At 55.1% G+C, this 19,404-nt stretch carries 14 protein-coding genes; 3 read left to right on the top strand and 11 right to left on the bottom strand.

Translation table 11 applies throughout. From position 1 onward, the window contains the following. Positions 1-33: 33 nt before the first annotated feature. Together ABIK48_01340 and ABIK48_01335 are read right to left on the bottom strand one after the other, a co-directional pair. Complete coding sequence (locus ABIK48_01340) at positions 34-684, bottom strand: DOMON domain-containing protein (protein MEO0020807.1); 651 nt, start codon at positions 682-684, stop codon at positions 34-36. Positions 685-1,011: 327 nt separating this feature from the next. Continuing rightward, positions 1,012-3,027, bottom strand: coding sequence for a Na/Pi cotransporter family protein (locus ABIK48_01335; protein ID MEO0020806.1), 2,016 nt, complete (start codon positions 3,025-3,027; stop codon positions 1,012-1,014). A 98-nt stretch (positions 3,028-3,125) separates the two neighbouring features. Between ABIK48_01335 and ABIK48_01330 the strand changes: the two genes are divergently transcribed. The 3 genes from ABIK48_01330 to ABIK48_01320 are packed head-to-tail and all read left to right on the top strand — an operon-like array spanning position 3,126 to position 5,768. Next, positions 3,126-4,076: a restriction endonuclease gene (locus tag ABIK48_01330; GenBank protein MEO0020805.1), complete on the top strand. Its 951-nt coding sequence runs from the start codon at positions 3,126-3,128 to the stop codon at positions 4,074-4,076. Continuing rightward, a complete protein-coding gene (lspA, locus tag ABIK48_01325; GenBank protein MEO0020804.1) occupies positions 4,076-4,684 on the top strand; it encodes a signal peptidase II in 609 nt (202 codons plus the stop codon). Before ABIK48_01330 ends, lspA begins: the two co-directional genes overlap by 1 nt. Beyond that, the gene (locus ABIK48_01320) at positions 4,599-5,768 is read left to right on the top strand and encodes a cysteine desulfurase family protein (protein ID MEO0020803.1); all 1,170 of its coding nucleotides are present in this window, start codon (positions 4,599-4,601) and stop codon (positions 5,766-5,768) included. Before lspA ends, ABIK48_01320 begins: the two co-directional genes overlap by 86 nt. A 3-nt stretch (positions 5,769-5,771) precedes the next feature. On the opposite strand, the gene ABIK48_01315 is transcribed toward ABIK48_01320, so the two are convergent. From ABIK48_01315 to ABIK48_01275, 9 genes are read right to left on the bottom strand one after another with little or no spacing between them, the layout of a single operon-like run. Next, positions 5,772-6,206, bottom strand: a complete 435-nt coding sequence (locus ABIK48_01315; GenBank protein MEO0020802.1) for an archease — start codon at positions 6,204-6,206, stop codon at positions 5,772-5,774. A gap of 24 nt (positions 6,207-6,230) precedes the next feature. Further along, positions 6,231-9,254 (bottom strand): FAD-dependent oxidoreductase, encoded by a 3,024-nt coding sequence (locus ABIK48_01310; GenBank protein ID MEO0020801.1) that lies wholly within the window; start codon positions 9,252-9,254, stop codon positions 6,231-6,233. Then, positions 9,247-9,918: a 4Fe-4S dicluster domain-containing protein gene (locus ABIK48_01305; protein MEO0020800.1), complete on the bottom strand. Its 672-nt coding sequence runs from the start codon at positions 9,916-9,918 to the stop codon at positions 9,247-9,249. Before ABIK48_01305 ends, ABIK48_01310 begins: the two co-directional genes overlap by 8 nt. Positions 9,919-9,920: 2 nt before the next feature. Continuing rightward, the gene (locus ABIK48_01300; protein ID MEO0020799.1) at positions 9,921-11,060 is read right to left on the bottom strand and encodes a 4Fe-4S dicluster domain-containing protein; all 1,140 of its coding nucleotides are present in this window, start codon (positions 11,058-11,060) and stop codon (positions 9,921-9,923) included. 1 nt (position 11,061) lies between these two features. After that, positions 11,062-11,481, bottom strand: coding sequence for a hydrogenase iron-sulfur subunit (locus ABIK48_01295; GenBank protein MEO0020798.1), 420 nt, complete (start codon positions 11,479-11,481; stop codon positions 11,062-11,064). A gap of 34 nt (positions 11,482-11,515) precedes the next feature. Further along, positions 11,516-15,961, bottom strand: coding sequence for an FAD-dependent oxidoreductase (locus ABIK48_01290; GenBank protein ID MEO0020797.1), 4,446 nt, complete (start codon positions 15,959-15,961; stop codon positions 11,516-11,518). Further along, a complete protein-coding gene (locus ABIK48_01285) occupies positions 15,958-17,898 on the bottom strand; it encodes a CoB--CoM heterodisulfide reductase iron-sulfur subunit A family protein (GenBank protein MEO0020796.1) in 1,941 nt (646 codons plus the stop codon). Before ABIK48_01285 ends, ABIK48_01290 begins: the two co-directional genes overlap by 4 nt. Then, a complete protein-coding gene (locus tag ABIK48_01280) occupies positions 17,895-18,752 on the bottom strand; it encodes a CoB--CoM heterodisulfide reductase iron-sulfur subunit B family protein (protein MEO0020795.1) in 858 nt (285 codons plus the stop codon). The genes ABIK48_01285 and ABIK48_01280 overlap by 4 nt, the downstream gene beginning before the upstream one ends. Then, positions 18,749-19,141, bottom strand: a complete 393-nt coding sequence (locus ABIK48_01275) for a 4Fe-4S dicluster domain-containing protein (GenBank protein MEO0020794.1) — start codon at positions 19,139-19,141, stop codon at positions 18,749-18,751. Before ABIK48_01275 ends, ABIK48_01280 begins: the two co-directional genes overlap by 4 nt. Positions 19,142-19,404 lie beyond the last annotated feature (263 nt).

The following is a 19,404-nucleotide window of genomic DNA, read 5'->3' as shown; positions in this document are numbered from 1 at the left end:
ATAATGTGCAAATCGTAAGTGTCAGCAGTATAATCAGTTACCCTTTGGAGACAATGTAGAATCCTGCGGAATCAGACCTGCTTCAATTCTGAACACCCGGTGCGACTTCTGCGCGTGCTTTGACTTGAGCGAGATACTACGGGGATTACGGGCAAGTATGAAGTCATAGACATTGCCTGGTTCAAGAGACTTGACTGCGGTCCCTTCCAGTCCCCGCCAGCGCAAGGGATAAACAAATTCCATTACCACAGTATTGGTTTCATCGTCATAGTCAATCTCCCAGTCTTCAATCAGACCGATGTCACCACTAACTGCACGATGACCTCTTTCTCCTCCGATATGATTAAATACCGCCAGTGAATCGTCCGAATAAAGGCCAATTATCATATTGGACCCGCTCATTACCGGAGAGCCGAATCCGATCGCCAGCCAGCCTTTCCCCTTTGCCTCCATGCCTACATAAACGAGGCTATCATCGTGCCCCCAGTAAACAGTAATCCCTGTTGCCGGATCACGGAAACTTGCGGGATATTCATTATCTTCTGCATCTATATAGCCGTCAACTGTTACCCGATAATCCATTAAAGAATCGAAAGGAACAGCTAATGTATCGATTCGGGATTGTGCGTAAACCGGGAACAAAACCACTAACAAACCCCAAAACATCTTTGCATATACTTTCATCGCCACTCCTTTTTAATTATAATACAACAAAACTCCCCAGCAGTCAAGATAAACTCCATTAACAATAAAATCGAAAAATTCAAGACACCGCAGAAAAATGCGGCAGTAATGCTGATTTTATAAGCATTAAAAATATGTGGCTGCTGACGAAAACTTTGCCCACGCATGATAAGTTATTAATTTAAAAATAATTATGCAATACACGCCATGCGACATTGTTTGGCATATTTTTTGCTTATCTAGGAGTTAGTAAATTGAGGGAGCGGCGAAAGGGGTGAGATGCGTCGCAGCTCTGCACCTGAGCCCCGACTCTTCGGGGCTCTTTTTTTAGCCTTCTGCAACACTTGCTATTGCAGCACCTATCTGGCTACAGTGGAAATTGATTCTTTCGAGATCCGAAATCAAATCCAGGTGAATCGAGGAAGTATCCAAAGTTTCCTTTAAACCGAGTGCCAGCCTTTCAAGGTGACGGTTTTGCAATTCCTGTTTTCTCTCGATGCCCCAAACCCTTTTTTCTGCTAACTGCTGTGCCATCTTTCCATCCCAGGTGGCAATGCAGCCAAGTGCCATTGTCAGGTTTTTCAGAACTTGCTGGTGAAAATTCTTGATCTCTTCCAGACCAGCAGGAGAAAAAGCCAGGTTGTGGTTTATCCTTTTTCTGATGTATACCACCATGTTTTTGGAAACAATGTCCGCAATATGTTCCAGCTCCTCAGTTATATAGAACAGTGTCCGCGTACGTTTTGATGTCTCCGGATTCTGTGATTCCGGAGGAATCTTTGATAAAAAAACCATCAGCTCTTCTTCGAGCCGGTCGACCCGGTCATCCTCCAATGCCAACCAGCGACAGCCTTCTTTATCATTCTCCAGGAAAAAGAGCAGTGACTTTTCCAGCATATTCTGCACCATCTCTCCCATTCTCAGTATTTCCCGGGTCCCCTGTGCCAGTGCCAGTTCCGGACTATCAAGCGCTGCGGTATCAAGATACCGTGGACCCGCTTCAGTATCCGCCTGCTCCGGAATAATCACCTCCAGCAGTTTCTCGATGATGCCAAGTAACGGAAGAAAAATCACTGCTGCCGCTATGTTGATCAGTGTATGGGCATTGGCAATCTGCCGGGCAGTGATTGGCGAGGTCCGGGAGAAAAAAACTGTGGCTGGTGGGATTACCGGAATAATCATCAGGGTAGTAATCAATTTAAACAGGAGCTGGGCGAGCGCCACCCGTCTGCCTGCAGACTTGGTATTCCATGCTGTAACCAGTGCTGTTAAACCGCTGCCAACGTTCGCCCCCAGGATCAAAGGAATTGCACTTTCCAGCCCGATTATTCCCGAAAAAGACAGTCCGACCGTCATTCCGATCGTCGCTGCCGAAGAACGCACGAGTGCGGTAAAAACCAGTGCCAGCACGAACGAGTAGAAAGGATGCATAGTGCCCGCACGGAAAAACGCCTGAAATTGGGGCAGATACTTTACCGGTTCCACTGCACTCAGAACCATCTTCATGGAAAAAAATACCAGCCCGAATCCGAAAATTACCTGACCGATATCCTTCAGCCGCCAGCTTGAATTCATTAAAAGCAATCCGACTGCCACAGCAAAAAGGGCGTATTCGTATATCCGGAATGAAAGCAGCTGGATTGTAATTGTTGTACCGATATCAGCCCCCAGAATGACCCCCAGTGATTGTCCCACCGTAATCAGTCCGGAAGAGGCAAGCGACATTAAAAGCCCGACCGTGGCGCTGGAGGACTGGAAAATTGCGGTGACAATAATTCCCACTAAGACCCCGAGTAGCCGGTTGGGAATCAGTGCAAAAAGGACCTGCCGCAGTCTATCACCTGCCAGTCGCCTTAACCCTTTTGAACCGTAATACAAACCGAAGAGAAAAATTGCTGTCCCGCCGATAATTTCCAGAATTGTCCCGAGATACCAGCGATGTTTCAACCCCCGGATCACAAACACCAGTTCACTGCCCGCCGTTTCTCCTTTAATCAGATATTCACCAGTATTACTTCCCAGTCTCAGTCTCGTCCGGGCGATACCAAGCTGATCGGTATAAACAACGGTGTCTGAAAGCCGGGCACGGAAATTACCCGGGTAACTGTTTTCTACCGGTTCGCTTAAAATGGAAAAATGCACCGGAATATGGACAACAGGTTTCCCCCGGTCTAAAACCTGCAGTGCCAAGCAGCGGGGCAAATCACTTCCGGTCTCTCCCACCTGATTATTACCGGAAATATCCTCATCTCCCACGGTAGCAAATTTTAATTGATAGCCGGGAAAAGCTTTCCCACTAACAACAGCAAACAGAATTGCGATGAGTACAATAAAACTCTGCACAGTTTTAAAGTTAAACATCAAAATCGCAATTGTCAATCGAGCAAACTTATTTGACTGAGGTGAAATTAAGTTTATAATAACACACAAGGAGCTCCGGAATGGAAACTGACAGCAACCTGCTGAAACTTTTTGAACTGCTGACAGAAAAACCGGACCGATCGCTGGAACCGGTCTTTGCTCCTCATACCCCTGAGGGCATCAGCTATCCACTCGTAGAATCACACCTGAAAATCGATGCTCAAGCTGCGGTCCAGCTTCTCGAGGATCTCTCCCGGCTCGGATATTTGGAACGCCAGTTCGCGGAAAGAATATTTCTTTGTCCACGATGTAATGCCGATCGGCTGAAGCTTGTTTTTTTCTGTCCCAAGTGCCACTCTCCGGAAATTCTTCGCACCAGAGTATTAAAACATCGAACTTGCGGTTATTCCGGACCGGCGGATGATTTTCTTCGCTATAACCGGAGGGTCTGTCCGAAATGCCGTGATGAATTGCTGCTGCTGGGCAGTGATTATGAAGATCTGGGTTACCGGTACCGGTGCCCTCACTGCCGCGAATTAACCCGGTCCCCGGTAGAACGCTGGCACTGCAGCGGATGCAGTCAGCTGTATGAAAAAAATGGTGTACGCGAACTTGTGCTCTATAAATATTGTGTTAATCCTGAACAGTTGAAAAAGATACAGGAGGAAAGGATACCCCGGAGCCGGGTAAAGAACCTGCTAACTCAGGAAGGGTATGATGTTCGGGAAGCGGTTACTGTATCGGGCCGGTCTGGAGCAAGACATTTGATTGACATTCTCGCGGTCAAGCGATCCGGTCCGCTGGAACACCAAGTCGTTATCGGATTTGCCGCCGGGGCGACCGAAATACCGGCCGAGGAAGTAATAAAGCTTTATGCCAAGGCATATGATGTCGGTGCGCAGGATATTATTCTGATCGCCGGGACCGCATTAAGCCCCGAAGCACAACAGTTTGCCCAGCACTATCATATCCGAGTTTATCCCCCTGATCAGCTCGACCAGCTTATTGCTGCCGCAGAAAAGACATCCTGATGTCCAATTCAGAACCCGTCCGCTGCACACCGGTGCTGGGTCGTTCTTTTGTCTGGACCAGCATTCTGGCTTTGTTTGCTGACCAGATAACAAAAAATCTTGTCTACGGGATTTTCAACAGGCCGGCAGCACCCGTTTCAATCCGGATAATAGGTGATCTGCTTAAAATTTCCTATAATACCAACCCCTTCGGGGTATTCGGGATATCATTCGGCGCGGTCTGGCTCCATTACCTGTTGCAGCTCACCGGGATTATATTGGTACTGCTGCTGGCATTAAAGACCCGTAGCACCTATCTCGGCTGTGCCTATGGCATTATTCTGGGCGGTGCGTTGGGTAATCTCGTGGACCGGGTACGGCTGGGTCATGTCATCGATTTCATTGACTTTGAAATCCGTTCACTCGGATTCCGCTGGTTTACATTTAATCTGGCGGATGCCTTTGTAGTAACCGGCGTAATCCTGATCCTACTTTATGAATTCATCGGAGGATTAAAATCGAGAAAAAAGAAGGAGCAAAAAAATGAAAATGCGTGTCTATCTGGACAACAACTCAACCACCCCGATCGATCCGCGGGTCAGGGAAGCAATTGCACCTTACCTGACTGATATTTTCGGCAATCCCTCGAACCTGCACTCATTCGGCCGGGAATGCGCTGAAGGGATTGAAAGAGCCCGGGAGCAGGTCGCGGCATTTATCAACGCCAAGCCAGCAGAAATATTCTTTACCAGTGGCGGCACTGAAGCCAATAACTGGGCAATCAAGGGTGTCGCTGCCGCACTGATGCTGAAAAAGGGACGACACATTATCACCAGTCCGATTGAACACGCCTCTGTACTGGGAAGTACCCACTATCTTGCGGAAATGGGCTGGCAGGTCACCTACCTGCCAGTAGATGCTTATGGTATCGTCGACCCGGAAGCGGTACGCAAGGCAATCACTCCCCAGACCGTGCTTGTCAGTGTAATGCTTGCCAATAACGAGATCGGCACAATTGAACCGCTAAAGGAAATTGTCCGAATTTGTCATGAACATGAGGTATTAGTACATACCGATGCGGTCTCTGCCGCCGGCAAGATCGAAATTGATGTCCAGAATCTGGGAGTTGATCTGATGACCATATCAGGTCATAAAATTCATGCCCCTAAGGGAATCGGCGTGCTCTTCATCCGTTCTGGAACTCCGATTGTACCCCTGATTCACGGCGGCCATCATCAGCGGGGTCTGCGCGCCGGCACCGAAAATGTCATCGGCATCATCGGTATCGGCAAGGCATGTGAAATTCTTAAAGAGGAATGGCAACAGAATGTCGCCCGTATCCGGCAGCTGCGGGACCGGCTGGAAAAGGGCATTCTGGAACGGATTTCTGAAGTGCGACTTAATGGTCATCCGGAGAAAAGATTACCCAACACCAGCCATTTCAGCGTCGCATATGTGGAAGGAGAGGCACTGCTGATGAATCTGGATCTGGAGGGCATTGCCGTTGCCTCCGGTTCTGCCTGTTCTTCCGGTGAACCTGAACCCTCCCCGACCGTCAAGGCGATCGGTGTACCGGAAATCTATCGAAATTCCGTCATCCGCTTCTCACTGGGAGAGGAAAATACCGAAGTGGAAATTGATTACGCGGTTGAGGTGATGGAACGGGTTGTAAAACGGTTAAGGGAAATCTCGCCTTTAAAGCCCGGCGGCTAATAGCTATACATCAAAGATTACGGTTGCCCGATAGCCCTCCTGCATCCGTTCAATCTGATACTGATGATAGGTAGGCGTTTTAATCTCAATTTTCAATCCGTGCCGGTCCGGGTCATAACTTTCGCCGTAGACTACTGCTTTCAGCAGCGCAGGTTCGCTCTGCAATGCCGAAATTTCAACCCGTCTGGTGACAAAACTGCGGGTTGAAAAAAGGAAAAGCAGTTCGCGGAGCCAGTCCAGAAAGAGTTCAGGCAGGTCTGCCGATTGCAGCGATATTTCATAGTTCCCCTGTTCACGCACCTGTTTCAAATCCAGCATGACATCAAAAATCATGAAGGCAGCGTTGCAAAACAGTTCCTTCAACTCCTGCCCGTATATTTCCACTTTTAAATCCGCTGTATGGTCGAGAAGTCGGTAAGGGAGAGAATCAGAATTCATCCTGTCCCCTAATAGTGTCGTCTGTTAATCTTCAGCAAAAAGTGCGGCAAGCTCGCGACTGATGTTTTCGGCAACAAAACCCCGGATATCAATTGCCGCCGACCGGCAATTGGCGGCACAGGCACCACAGCCCTTGCACATCGCCTGATTGACAACTGCTGCCCGCCTGCCGGAACGCTCATCAATCACCTGCACTTCAATTGCCCGATAGGCACACAGTTTTTCACACATCCCGCAGGCAGAGCAGCGCTCCGGATTAACCACCGCCTGATAGGGTTCAGCCTCAATATACTCCCGGGCGAGAACGGTTGCCGCCCTGCCGGCAGCCGCCTGTGCCGATGCCACCGCCTCGGGGATGAACTTGGGATAATGGCACATTCCGGCAACAAATACCCCATCAGTGGCAAAATCCACGGGCCGGAGCTTGGCATGCGCCTCAAGGAAAAATCCGTCCTGCTGCAACGGTACCTTCAGCAACTGTCCCAGTATTGAGGCATCAGAATAAGGCGTTACTCCACTGGAAAGAATCAACCAATCCGGTTGCAGTGTCAGGGGCATCTTCAGTACGGGTTCGAGCAGCTCAACCTGCAGTTTTCCGTCAGACACTTTCACCCGAGGTTTATCCGTCTCCTCATAGCGGACAAATATCACCCCTGCCTCCCGTGCCTGGCGGTAATACCGCTCCAGTATACCGTAAGTACGGATATCCCGGTAAAGAATGTATATATCGCAATCCGGATTAATGCGCTTGATTGCCAGCGCATTCTTGACCGCCTCCGTACAGCACACCCGGGAACAATAGTTATGTTTCCCCTCCCGCGAACCAACACACTGAATCATCACGACCTTATCCAATCGCTTCAGCTCCTCAGGCTGGCGGGCAATAATCTCCTCCAGCTCCTGCTGGGTCCGGATTCTCGGATCCTGTCCATAAAGATATTCGTCAGGCTGACGGTATTGAGCACCGGTGGCAACAATCACAACCCCGTGACGCACTATCTCCTCTCTGCCCGCAACTGCAACCGTAGTTTCAAATGAACCAACAAAGCCATTGACGCGCCTGATTTCCGCTCCGGTAAAAATCCGGATCCGGGGATGCGACCTCACTCGTTCCTCCATTTCTGCCAGAAGCCGTTGGACGTCCTCGCCTTCAATGGTCTCGTAAATTCTTCTTGCCATGCCCCCAAGAACCGGCTCCCGTTCCACCAAACAAACATCAACCCCGGTGTCAGCAAGCGCCAGCGCTGCCGCCATACCACTGATACCGCCGCCGACGACCAGTGCCGCCCTAGTAACCGGCAGTTTCACCGGTTTGAGCGGTAGCTGCCGGCGTACTCTGGCGACCGCCATCTTGACCAGATCCTTTGCCTTTTCTGTTGCCCTATCCCGGTCCGGATGCACCCAAGAACACTGGTCCCGGATGTTTGCCATCGCAAACAGATGCGGATTCAATCCTGCTTCAGCCAGTGTCTGCTGGAACAGCGGTTCGTGCGTCCGGGGGGAACAGGATGCCACCACCACCCGGTTCAGGTTATACTCCCTGACCCTCTGCTTGAGCTTCTCCAGCGTATCCGCCGAACAGGAATAGAGATTTTCTTCGGCATAAACCACTCCGGGCAGTGTCCGAGCATACTCCACCACCTCCGGCACCCGCACCACCCCGCCGATATTAATCCCGCAGTTGCAGACAAAAACACCGATTCGGGGTGGAGCACCGGCAACATCAAGTTCAAAACCACTCTGCTCTTCAGATACGGCTTTCGCCGCCGGAACGGTCAGCGTCATCGCCTTCAGCGCTGCTGCTGATGCTGCCATCACCGTCTCGGGGATCGCCACCGGCGCCGCACAGCTGCCGGCCAGAAATACCCCGGCGCTGGAACTACTGACCGGCTCGGTCAACCTGGTCACAGGAAATCCGGCACTATCCCTTTCTACCGTCATACCAGCAAACTCCCGGGCACTGAGCCCGCAGGACAGCACTACCAGATCAAACAGCTCAGAACGCTGACCCCCGGTATCAGCGTAGCGGACAATCAGACTCCCGCTCTCCTTCTGCTCAAGAATTTCCGCCACCCGCGCCTGGACGAACCTCACCCCGTACTGCTTCTGTGCCCGTTCAATATAGCGGTCAAACTCCTTGCCGTAAGCCCGGATGTCCATATAGAAAACCGTCGGTTCAATCGCCGGATTGTGCTCGCGGGCGATCACCGCCTCCTTGACCGCATACATGCAGCAGACCGACGAACAGTAACCGTGATCAATTGACTCATCCCTGGAACCGAAACACTGAACCCAGGCGATGCGTTTCGGCTCCTTACCATCACCAGGACGGAGGACATGCCCGGAATAAGGACCTGAGGCGGAAAGAATACGCTCAAACTCCAGTGCGGTAACTACATTGGCGAGGCGCCGGTGTCCGAACTCCTGCCGGAGTTGCGGATCAGCAATCACACTGCCGCTTGCATTGATCACCGCACCGACTTCCAGTTCAATCTCCTCATCCTGCTGGCGGTAATCAATCGCCCCGGCCTTGCACACCCGGGCACAGTTGCCACAGCGGTCCTTGGTGAATTTGAGACAGAAGCGGCGGTCAATCACCGGTGCATTGGGTACCGCCTGGGCATAGAGCCGGTAGATTGCTCGGCGTTGTGCCAGACCGCCCTCAAACTCATTCGGTACTTTGACCGGACACTTCTCCAGACAGTCACCACAGCCGGTGCACCGGGAAAGGTCCACCGAGCGGGCATGGCGAAGTATCCGTATCCGAAACCTGCCCGGCTCACCGCTGAGTGCCACGAGCCGGCTCAGTGTCATCAGTTCCACATTCGGATGCCGGGCACAACTGACCAGCTTCGGGCTGAGAATGCACATCGAACAGTCGTTAGTGGGAAAAGTTTTATCCAGCATCGCCATATAGCCACCAATCGCCGGCGCACTTTCCACCAAGTAAACCTTTCTGCCGGTATCGGCGAGATCAAGCGCTGCCTGAACACCGCCGATCCCGCCACCGATAACTAACACCCGGTCCGAAAATTTCGGCTCAGTCATCTGTCTGATTTTTCAGAAAGTTTAACGATTCTGGACAGGAAAAACCGTCTTCCAGCGCCAGCTCGCGCAGTGCCTGCATCACCCGGCTGATCTTCACCCCCTGCGGACAGCGGCTCTCACACCGTAAATGGGTGGCGCAGATATCCTTGAACTCATCGGCCAGTGCCGCCTGTGCCAGACCGAGATTAACCTTGCGGATGAACTTTCTTGGATCCCGCGAAGGATCAAGAAAACTTTCGGGACAGACCGCGGTGCAGGTTCCGCAGACAAAACAGGCGCTCACGCCGGAAACCTCCCGCAGCACCCGCTGGCGAAATTCACGGGTAGGACCTGCCGGCCAGTGATTTTCGTCCCGCTCCTGCCGGATCCGCACCACCGCATCGCAGACTGCTCCGATATTCACCTTCTGCGGACAGCGATAATGGCAGGTAGAGTGATAGGAACAGAGCCAGAGGAATTCCGAGCGGTAAACCTCCTCCTTCATTCCCAGAATCGCCATCCTGATCAGCCGGCGGGGATTGTATTTCTCCTCCAGCCGGCGCACCGGACAGGAAGCGGTGCAGGAACCGCAGGCAAAACAGTTGAGAAAACTGTCATCGCCCATCCGTTCTGCAATCCGGTGCTTGAAACTGGCATCCAGTTCGTTCAGGAGCAGTTCTGCCATGACTAATCCTCCCCGATCTGCCGGAACTCATCCTCACGGAAGGTGGTCAGCGGCAACGGCTCCTCAAGCGAGCGACCGGATAGATATTCAAATGCTGCCTGCGCCTCCCGGGAAACCTTCTTGAACATGACGCTTAAACCGATCCCGGCTGGACAGGAATCCTCACAGATGCCACACTGGACACAGGAGGTCATCATGTGGTTCATTCTGGTCAGATGAAACAGCAGTGTGTCTGCCGGCATCCGGTTCAGCCCCTTACGCCGGGACACCCGGATATAACCATCCAGGTCCCGCTTCAGAACCTCCGAGTCAAAGAAACATTCCCGGCAGTAACAGACCGGACACACCTTCATGCAGTTATGGCAGTTGATGCAGGAGGCAAAATAGCGCACCAGATTTTCCGGACCAAGAGCAGCCCGGTCAAAATCGGCAATCGCCCGGACTGCCTGCTCCTGACGCTTGGAAATGAAATGGTCGAGATACGTTTGCCTCTCTGCCGGCACTGCTGCGACTGGCGAAATGTTCACTTCGGTCAGCAGCATATCTCCCAGCTCACTGGCAGACTGAATCAGCAGCTGCTCCTTCGGATTGACCCCGAGAAAGCCGAGCGCCACATCATAAACGAGCGGAACTGGAAATTCACACAGCTGGCAGGCACGGCGTAACCGCTCATCCTTCAGATACCGGTCCTGAGCGGTCAGAAACCCGGTAATCCAGTTCTCAAGTTCCCCCGCATCATTTTTAAGCTCAGATCCCAAGGTGGTCGGCTTGTATGTTCCTGCACAGTCCACGCCGATCAGAACCAGATTGTCCCGGGCAATCTGCTGAAGCTTAATCAGCTCCACCACCGCCCGCATCTCACAGGGTCTTAATACCACTCCCAGCCGGCTGCCTTCCGCCTTATCCGCGGCAATCTCTGCCACCACACCAGCACTGTTAATTCCCATCACCGGCAAAAGCGGATAAATCTGTAATGCTTTTTCCGGATCAGACCAGAGCACCGGCGCCACCACCCCGGCCGGGGAAACCGCCGGCACCAGCAGGGCAGACACATGACCCGATTCCAGCCAGCGGACAAAAAGTTCACGCAGCGTCTGAACCGGACGGTTGTCTTTTACTGGCAGCAGACCGATCTTGCCCAAATCACACCTCCCACAGCTTCCGGAACGGACTGGGACCGAGCTGACGCAACCGCTCGGTCATCTCCGTTACCGTATCAGCAAATTTCTTGCCCTCAGCAGCAGATATCCAGCGCAACAGCACCCGCCCCTCATCCAGCCCGAGTGCCCGCATGATTGAATTGAACAGCACCATCCGGCGCCTGGTCTTGTAGTTACCGGAAACATAGTGGCAGTCACCCGGATGACAACCGCCGATGAAGACCCCATCTGCCCCTTCCAGCAGTGCCCGGAGGATGTAAACCGAGTCCACTGCCCCGGAACACATCACCCGGATCGGCCGCATATTCGGCGGATACTGGAGCCGTGAAGTTCCTGCCAGATCCGCACCCGCATAGGTGCACCAGTTACAGAGAAAACCGACGATCTTGGGTTCAAAGCTCATCTGTCACCTCCTGCCGCGCACCAATATTTGCCTTTCACAGCGCCTCCTCAATCATTGCCAGCAGCTGCTTTGATTCAAACCCCTGAAGTTCAATTGCATTTGATGGACAGGCAGCTGCACACGCCCCGCAGCCCTGACAGAGCACAGGAGTCACCTCCGATTTCCCGGTTTCGGGATTGAGCCGTGCCGCCTCGTACTGGCAAACCTGCTCACAGATTCCGCAGCCCGCACACCAGCGGGTATTAACCCGGGCAACCACCGCCGATGTGGTAATAGTGTCCTGACTGATCACTGAACCGGCACGCGCCGCTGCTGCCAGCGCCTGAGCGATGGTTTCGGAAATAAAACGCGGACTGTGACACATTCCGGCCATGAAGATGCCGGCGGTGTTGAAGTCCACCGGCCGGAGCTTCATATGGGCTTCAAGGAAGAATCCATCCTCATTTAACGGCACCTTGAGCATCTTTGCCAGCTGGGAGTTCACCGGTGCGGGCACAACTCCGGTTGAAAGCACCAGCCAGTCAGCAGCAGCTGCAATCCGCTGTGCCAGCACCGGATCATAGCTGGAGACAACAATTCTGCCATCCCGCTTCTCCACCTTCAGATCATCAGGCTCGTAATGAATGAAAACAACGCCGGCACGCCGAGCTTCACGGTACAACGCCTCCCGGAAACCGTAGGTCCGCATATCCCGGTAGAAGATGTAAACCCGCGACTGCGGATAGCGCCGCCGGATCGCCAGCGCATTCTTGACTGCCTCAGTACAGCAGACCCGGGAACACCAGGGATGCTCGCTGTTTCTGGAACCGACACACTGAATCATCACAACTGTCTGCGAATTGAAATCAGTCCCCTGCTCCAGCAAAGCCTCCAGCTCCAGCTGAGTCTTGACCCGCTCGTCCTCGCGGTAGAAATACTCCCTGGGCACATATTCATTTGCCCCTACCGCCACAACATAGACCCCGTGCTCCAGAATTTCTTCACCAGCATCAGAACTTGCCACCGGCCGCACCGCTGTCCGGTAGTTACCGATGTAACCGTTAACCCCGGTAATCTCGACTCCGGTCAGCACCCGGATTCGGGGGTGGGAACGGACCTGACGCTCCAGCCGGCTCGCAAGCTCGGCGGTCTGATTACCGGCCTCATCGTAGCGTAACCGGCGCAGATTACCACCCAGCTCCTTTTCCCGTTCCACCAGATAAACCTCAAACCCCTGCTCGGCAATTGACATTGCCGCGGTCATACCGGCAACACCACCGCCAATGACCAGCGCCCGCTGAATGACCTTCTGGGAGGAAGAGCCCAGCGGCTTGAGTCGGCGGGCATTGGCAACCGCCATCCGCACCAGCTCCTTTGCCTTTGCAGTTGCCTCAGCGGGCAGATGCATATGCACCCAGGAACACTGATCCCGGATGTTTGCCATCGTGAAAAGATACCGGTTGAGTCCGGCTTCTGCCAGCGTCTCCTGAAACAGCGGTTCATGGGTTCTGGGGGTACAGGATGCCACCACCACCCGGTTCAACCGCTGTTCCTGGATCACCCGCTTGATCTTCTCCTGGGTGTCCTGCGAACAGGTAAACAGATTTTCCTCCGCATGCACCACACCAGGCAGATTCTGCGCATACTCCACCACCTCTGGCACCCGCACCACCCCGCCGATATTGATCCCGCAGTTACAGACAAAAACCCCGATTCTCGGCTCCTCCAGGCTGACATCCCGCTCTGCGGGATAACTCTTCTTGCTCACCAGCGTATTCCGGGCGGAACTGAGCAGCCCGGCAACCGCACCGGCACAGCCGGTCGCCTCGGTGACCGTTTCCGGAATGTCCTTGGGCTCGGTCAGCACCCCGCAGGCAAAAACCCCGCTCCGGCTCGTCGCCACCGGATAGTAGGTCTCGGTCCGGACAAAACCCTGTTCATCGGTCTTGACCCCGAGCCGTTCGCAGAGGCTTTTCATCTCCGGGCTGGGCACGAGCGCGCTGGAGAGCACCACCAGGTTGTAAACCTCATCATGAAGCTGACCCTGATCATCCTCATAGGAGATAATCAGATCACCGGAATCGGGCACAGCACGGATGGCACTCACCCTTGACCGGCGGAAGACCACCCCGTACTCCTTCTCCGCCCGTTCGTAATAGCGCTCAAACCCCTTGCCGAAGCAGCGCATGTCCATGTAGTAGATATGGCACTCCAGATCACCGAGGCAGTGCTCCTTGGCAATCACCGCCTCCTTGGTTGCGAACATGCAGCAGACCGAAGAACAGTAATAATGCTCCTGATTTCTTGAGCCGACACACTGCACCCAGGCAATCTTTTTCGGCTGAGTCCGGTCTCCAGGCCGGCGCACATGTCCCTCATAAGGACCGGTGGCGGAAAGGATCCGCTCAAACTCCAGACTGGTGATAATGTTCGGGTGCCGGCCATATCCCAGACTGACATCAGCAACCGGCTTGTGCTCGGTGAACCCGCCGGCAAGAATCACCGCCCCGATCTGCAGCTCCCGTTCCTGCACCTGCTGGAGGTGATCAATTGCCCCCGCTTCACAGGCGGCAACACACTGCAGACACTCGCAGCACACTCCGCAGTCCAGACACCGCTGTGCCTCAAGGACCGCCTGTTCCTCAGAGAAACCAAGGTTAATCTCCTGCTCACCACTGCGTTCACCAGGCGGCAGAACCGGTTCCCCGGTCCGGGGCTGTTTTCTGATTCCGGTCCGATATCCGGCAGAATCCTCAAGCCCTGCCTTCTCCGGCTTCGGCTCCGGTCTGCCTGCACGCAGATCCTCCCCCCGGATAAAACGGTCAATAGAAATCGCCGCCTCATGCCCTGCCTGGACTGCCTCAATTACTGATGCCGGTCCGCTCACCAGATCGCCACCGGCAAAAACACCTTCCAGCCCGCTGACCTCCAGCGTCACCGGATCAACCCTGAATGTTCCTCCCGCTCCCCGTTCAATACCTTCAAACCCTTCAGCCGCCACCTGCTGTCCGATTGCCAGAATTACCGTATCTGCGGACACAAATCCGGTATGCTCCGGGTTGAACGCCGGATTGAACCGGCGCTGTTCATCAAACACCCGGACGCATTCTACCGTTTCCAGACCCTTGACGCTGCCGTTTTCTCCCCGGATCGCTGCCGGACCCCAGCCCGGCATGATCTTGATGCCCTCAGCCAGCGCCTCCTCAATCTCCCATTCGTGCGCCGGCATCTCCTCCCGCTGCTCCAGACATACCATCGTTACTTCCTCAGCACCGGCGCGCCGGGCACACATCGCCACATCGACTGCGACATTACCACCGCCGATAACCACCACCCGTCTGCCCACCGCCGGCACCTCACCCCGGTTAACCTGGCGCAGAAACTCAATTCCGTGCAAAACCCCCTCAAGCTCCATACCCGGAATGTTCAGCGTCCGGCTGCGCTGGGCACCAAGGGCAACGAAAACCGCCCGGTAGCCCTGATTGCGTAACTCCTGCAGTTCCGCGGTTGTTCTGACCGGTGTATTCAGCTTCAGCTCAATTCCAGTATCAAGGATATCCTTAATCTCCTGATCGAGCACATTCCGCGGCAGACGGTAGGCAGGAATTCCCCAGCGCATCATACCACCGGGCTGGTCCGCAGCCTCAAAAACGGTGACCTGATAACCCTTAAGCCGTAGATCCAGCGCGCAGGTCAGTCCTGCCGGTCCGGCACCGATGACCGCAATCCGCTCCTCCCGCTCCGCTGCCGGTGCGGGATAGGGCACACCGCCCTGAGCCGCCGCATAGTCGGCAAGAAACCGCTTGATCGTCCTGATCGCCACCGGCGGCTCACCATCAACCTGCTGCCGGTTACACTCCTGTTCACACGGGTGATGGCACACCCGGCCACAGATGCCAACAAACGGCAGCCTTTCCCGGACCTTGAGATACCCCTCCTTGAACTTGCGGGCGCGGGTCAGCGCAATATAAGCTTGGGCATTAACCCCGGCCGGACAGGCAAGCCGGCAGGGTGCCCGGCGCTCACCCTTGTCAATCGCCACCGCATTGGGAATCGCCTGGGCAAAACGTTTATAAATCGCACCCCTTTCCGAAAGCCGCTGGTTGTATTCATCGGGAACCCGGACCGGACAAACCTTGGTGCAGTCCAGACAGCCGGTGCACTTGTCCAGAAGCACATACCGCGGCCGCTGCCGGATGCGGGCGGTAAAGTTGCCCGGCTCGCCCCGGAGCTCCAGAAGCTCAGCGCAGTTCAAAAGCTCAATATTCGGATGCCGGCCCGTACCCACCAGCTTCGGTGCCAGAATGCACATTGAGCAGTCATTGGTCGGGAAGGTCTTGTCCAGCATCGCCATCACCCCGCCGATCGCCGGTGAGGAGTCGGCAAGATAGACCTTGAAACCGGACTCAGCCAGCTCAAGGGCTGTCTGAATGCCGGCAATTCCCGCGCCGACCACCAGCGCCGCACCGGTCATCGGTCTCTGATCACCATTACCGCTCATACATCCACCATTTCAGTCAGCGCCTGTTTGGTGAAGTTCTTCAGGTTGATTGCGCCAGCCGGGCAGGCAACCGAACAGGCACCGCACCCTTCACACATCACCGCCTGCACCACCGCCCTGCCCAGCTGCCGGTCAACCTTGACCGCCTCATAGGCACAGGTCCGCTCACAGTTCCCGCACCCGACACAGATCTCCTCATCCACCACTGCGGTCACCGGCTCATGATACAGCTCACTCTGCCCGAACATCGCCAGCACCTTGGCAGCAGCACCTGACGCCTGCGCCACCGTCTCCGGAATGTCCTTCGGTCCCTGACCGCAGCCGCAGAGGAAGAAGCCGGCGGTCAGCGTCTCCACCGGCCGGAGCTTCGGATGGGCTTCAGACAGAAACCCCCAGCTGTCTACCGGAATTTTCAGCCTGCGTGCCAGCGCCACGCCCTCAGGATTGGGCACGACCGCACTTGCCAGCACCACCATATCCGCCTCAATTTCCAGCTTCTTGCCTGCCAGGGTATCGGCTGCCCAGACCACCACCCGGTCGCCGCGCCGGAAGATCTTGGACACCTTGCCCCGGAGATACTGGACCCCCTCATCCGTTGCCCGGCGGTAAAACTCCTCAAAACCCTTGCCCGGGGTCCGGACATCAATATAGCAGACAATCGCCTCACCATCATGGACCCGGTGCCGGTAAAGCAGGGCATGCTTGGCGGTGTACATACAGCAGATCTTCGAACAGTAGGGCACACCCTGGTTTGAATCCCGGGAACCGGCACACTGGACAAAAACCACCCGCTTCGGCACTCTGCCATCCGAAGGCCGGCGCACCTCACCGGCAAAAGGTCCGGAGGCAGAAAGGATGCGCTCAAAGGCGAGGCTGTCAATTACATCCGGCACCACCCCCAGCCCGTAGGCACCCAGCCGGCGGCTGTCAAAAAGCTCATAGCCGGTGGCAAGCACGATCGCTCCCACCTCCTCCTCGACAATCCGCTCCTGGTCATCATACCGGATCGCCTGCGCCGGACAGACCTTGGCACATACTCCGCACTTCTTACCTTGGAGCTGCCGGCAGTTTTCCGCATCAATCACCACCTTGTTCGGCACCGCCTGCGGAAAGAGCCGGTAGATCGCCCGGCGCCGGGTCAGATTCCGGTCAAACGCCGACTCCACCCGCACCGGACACTTCTCGAGACAGATACCGCAGCCGGTGCAGGCGTCAAGGTCAACATAGCGCGGCTTCTGCCGGATCTTCACCCGGAAGTTGCCGACAAATCCGGAGACCTCGGCAACCTCGGAATAGGTCAGAAGCCGGATTTTCGGATGACGGCCCGCCTCCACCGTCTTCGGGGTCAGAATGCACTGGGAGCAGTCGAGCGTCGGAAAGGTCTCAGAAAGCTGCGCCATATGTCCGCCGATTGACGGCTCCTTCTCCACCAGCACCACCTCATAACCGGCGTTGGCGATGTCCAGCGCTGCCTGGATGCCGGCAATGCCTGCTCCGACCACCAGCGCCCGCTTGACAATCGGCACACCGAGCCGCACGAGCGGCTGATCATGACTCACCTTCGCCACCATTGTCCGGACAATTCCCTCCGCCTTGTCCGTGGCAGCATCCCGGTCAGAAGTCACCCAGGAGCACTGCTCCCGGATATTGGCGATCTCACAGAGATAGGGGTTGAGACCGGCCTCAGCCGCCGCCTTGCGGAAGGTGGTCTCATGAAGATTGGGGGAACAGCAGGCGACCACAATCCCCTCCAGCCGTTCCCGCTCAATTGTCTCCCGGATCAACCGCTGCCCCGGATCCGAACAGCAGTAGACATAATCCAGCGCCGTCACCACGCCGGGAATATTTTTTGCCCGCTCGACCAGCTCCGGCACCCTGACCACCCCCGCAATATTGATCCCGCAGTGACAGACAAAAACCCCGATCCGGCGCTTCACAACAGCCCCTTCTCCTTCAGAAACGGCACCGGGTCCGACCTGTTATCCTCAAAACCCAGCTCCGGTGGCTCCAGCCCCAGCGCCAAGCCGAGCAGCTGAGTGAAATAAAAAACCGGTGTCAGTACTGTTTCCCGGCGCAGCTGGGCGGTTTCCAGATTGTACTGACAGAGCGGACAGGTGGTCACGAGCGCCTCTGCCCCCCAGGTCCGGGCGTTCTCCACCACCCGCAGGGAGCAGGCATCGGCAACCGGACGCCGGTTCACCACCAGATACCCGCCACAGCACTCCGCCTTGAAATCAAACCGCACCGGCTCTCCGCCCAGCGCCGCAATCAGCTGATCCATCACCACCGGATTCTCCGGATCATCAAACTTCAGCACCTCCCTGGGCCGCACCATCAGACAGCCGTAATAGGATGCCACCTTCAGACCGTTCAGGGAACGCACCACCCGCGCTCTTAAAGCATCCCAGCCCAGCTCCTTGAGCACCTCAAGGTAATGCACAACCTCAACATCCTGTTCAAATGGCTCATCAACAAACTCCAGAATCCGCTGCCGGTCCTGCTCAAAACCGGTGGCATGCAGACGCTCATTCGCCCGCTTCAGCACATTGTAACAGGCGGCACAAAGGGTCACCAGCCGTCTGCCCTGCTGACTTGCCTTTGCCAGCACCCGGACCGGTCCGACCTGAGCTGCCAGATCATCAGTATTGGTATTGTAAATTGCACCACAGCAGTTCCAGGAAGGCAGCTCCTCAAGCTCAAAACCTGCCCGCGCCGCTGCGAGCCGGCCGCACCGGTCCAGATTTCTCGCCTTGGAATAAAGGGTACAGCCCGGATAGTAGGGATACTTCATACCGAAAACTTCCGGAAACTGGCGATAAACGCCTGCTGCGGCACATCCTGCAGGTCCTGATCATTCACCACATCGGGATCAACCTGGCTCCGCTTTGCCCGCAGAATCAGTGCCCGGCACGCCTCGGCAATTTTGGCATAATCCACATTGCGCGGACAGCGGTTCCCGCACACAAGACAGCTGGCACACACCCAGATCCCTTCACTTGCCAAAAGCTCCTGCGCCCGGCCGAGCTGCAGCAACCGGATCGCCCGGTTCGGTGGCGGATCCATCAGCTCGCCAACCGGACAGCCCGCAGTACAGCAGCCGCACTGGTAACACTCACTGACACGCTGACCGCTCAACTCTTCAATTTGGGAAACAAGCTGGGAGTTGTCCTGTGAACTCATGCTAAGAAAATATGATAAATCAGCAAGACTACAAGTCAAGAAAATTTAAGGAATAATTAACCCGATGCATGACTGCCGGACCGTAACCGGAAACAAACCACCCGGGTGACAGTTAAACCGAGCCTCTTGCTTACACCTCCCCTTCCCTTTCACCTCCATAACTACTTCTTGTTAATGTATCGTTTAACTTCTGTCTCTAAGTAATTATCAGGCTGGCACTTAAAACAATGTTATACCCGGAATTTGTTTCGGAGGGGGTAGCC

The sequence above is a fragment of the candidate division WOR-3 bacterium genome, from assembly GCA_039801085.1.
Lineage (GTDB): Bacteria > Hydrothermota > Tepidihabitantia > Tepidihabitantales > Tepidihabitantaceae > JAOABP01.
This window is presented reverse-complemented; position numbering and strand designations above follow the sequence as displayed.

Excerpts from the sequence above, each read along its gene's own strand:
- ABIK48_01340 (MEO0020807.1), bottom strand. The coding sequence starts at position 684 with ATGAAAGTATATGCAAAGATGTTTTGGGGTTTGTTAGTGGTTTTGTTC.
- ABIK48_01330 (MEO0020805.1), top strand. The coding sequence starts at position 3,126 with ATGGAAACTGACAGCAACCTGCTGAAACTTTTTGAACTGCTGACAGAA.
- lspA (MEO0020804.1), top strand. The coding sequence starts at position 4,076 with ATGTCCAATTCAGAACCCGTCCGCTGCACACCGGTGCTGGGTCGTTCT.
- ABIK48_01320 (MEO0020803.1), top strand. The coding sequence starts at position 4,599 with ATGAAAATGCGTGTCTATCTGGACAACAACTCAACCACCCCGATCGAT.
- ABIK48_01315 (MEO0020802.1), bottom strand. The coding sequence starts at position 6,206 with ATGAATTCTGATTCTCTCCCTTACCGACTTCTCGACCATACAGCGGAT.
- ABIK48_01310 (MEO0020801.1), bottom strand. The coding sequence starts at position 9,254 with ATGACTGAGCCGAAATTTTCGGACCGGGTGTTAGTTATCGGTGGCGGG.
- ABIK48_01305 (MEO0020800.1), bottom strand. The coding sequence starts at position 9,918 with ATGGCAGAACTGCTCCTGAACGAACTGGATGCCAGTTTCAAGCACCGG.
- ABIK48_01295 (MEO0020798.1), bottom strand. The coding sequence starts at position 11,481 with ATGAGCTTTGAACCCAAGATCGTCGGTTTTCTCTGTAACTGGTGCACC.
- ABIK48_01290 (MEO0020797.1), bottom strand. The coding sequence starts at position 15,961 with ATGAGCGGTAATGGTGATCAGAGACCGATGACCGGTGCGGCGCTGGTG.
- ABIK48_01280 (MEO0020795.1), bottom strand. The coding sequence starts at position 18,752 with ATGAAGTATCCCTACTATCCGGGCTGTACCCTTTATTCCAAGGCGAGA.
- ABIK48_01275 (MEO0020794.1), bottom strand. The coding sequence starts at position 19,141 with ATGAGTTCACAGGACAACTCCCAGCTTGTTTCCCAAATTGAAGAGTTG.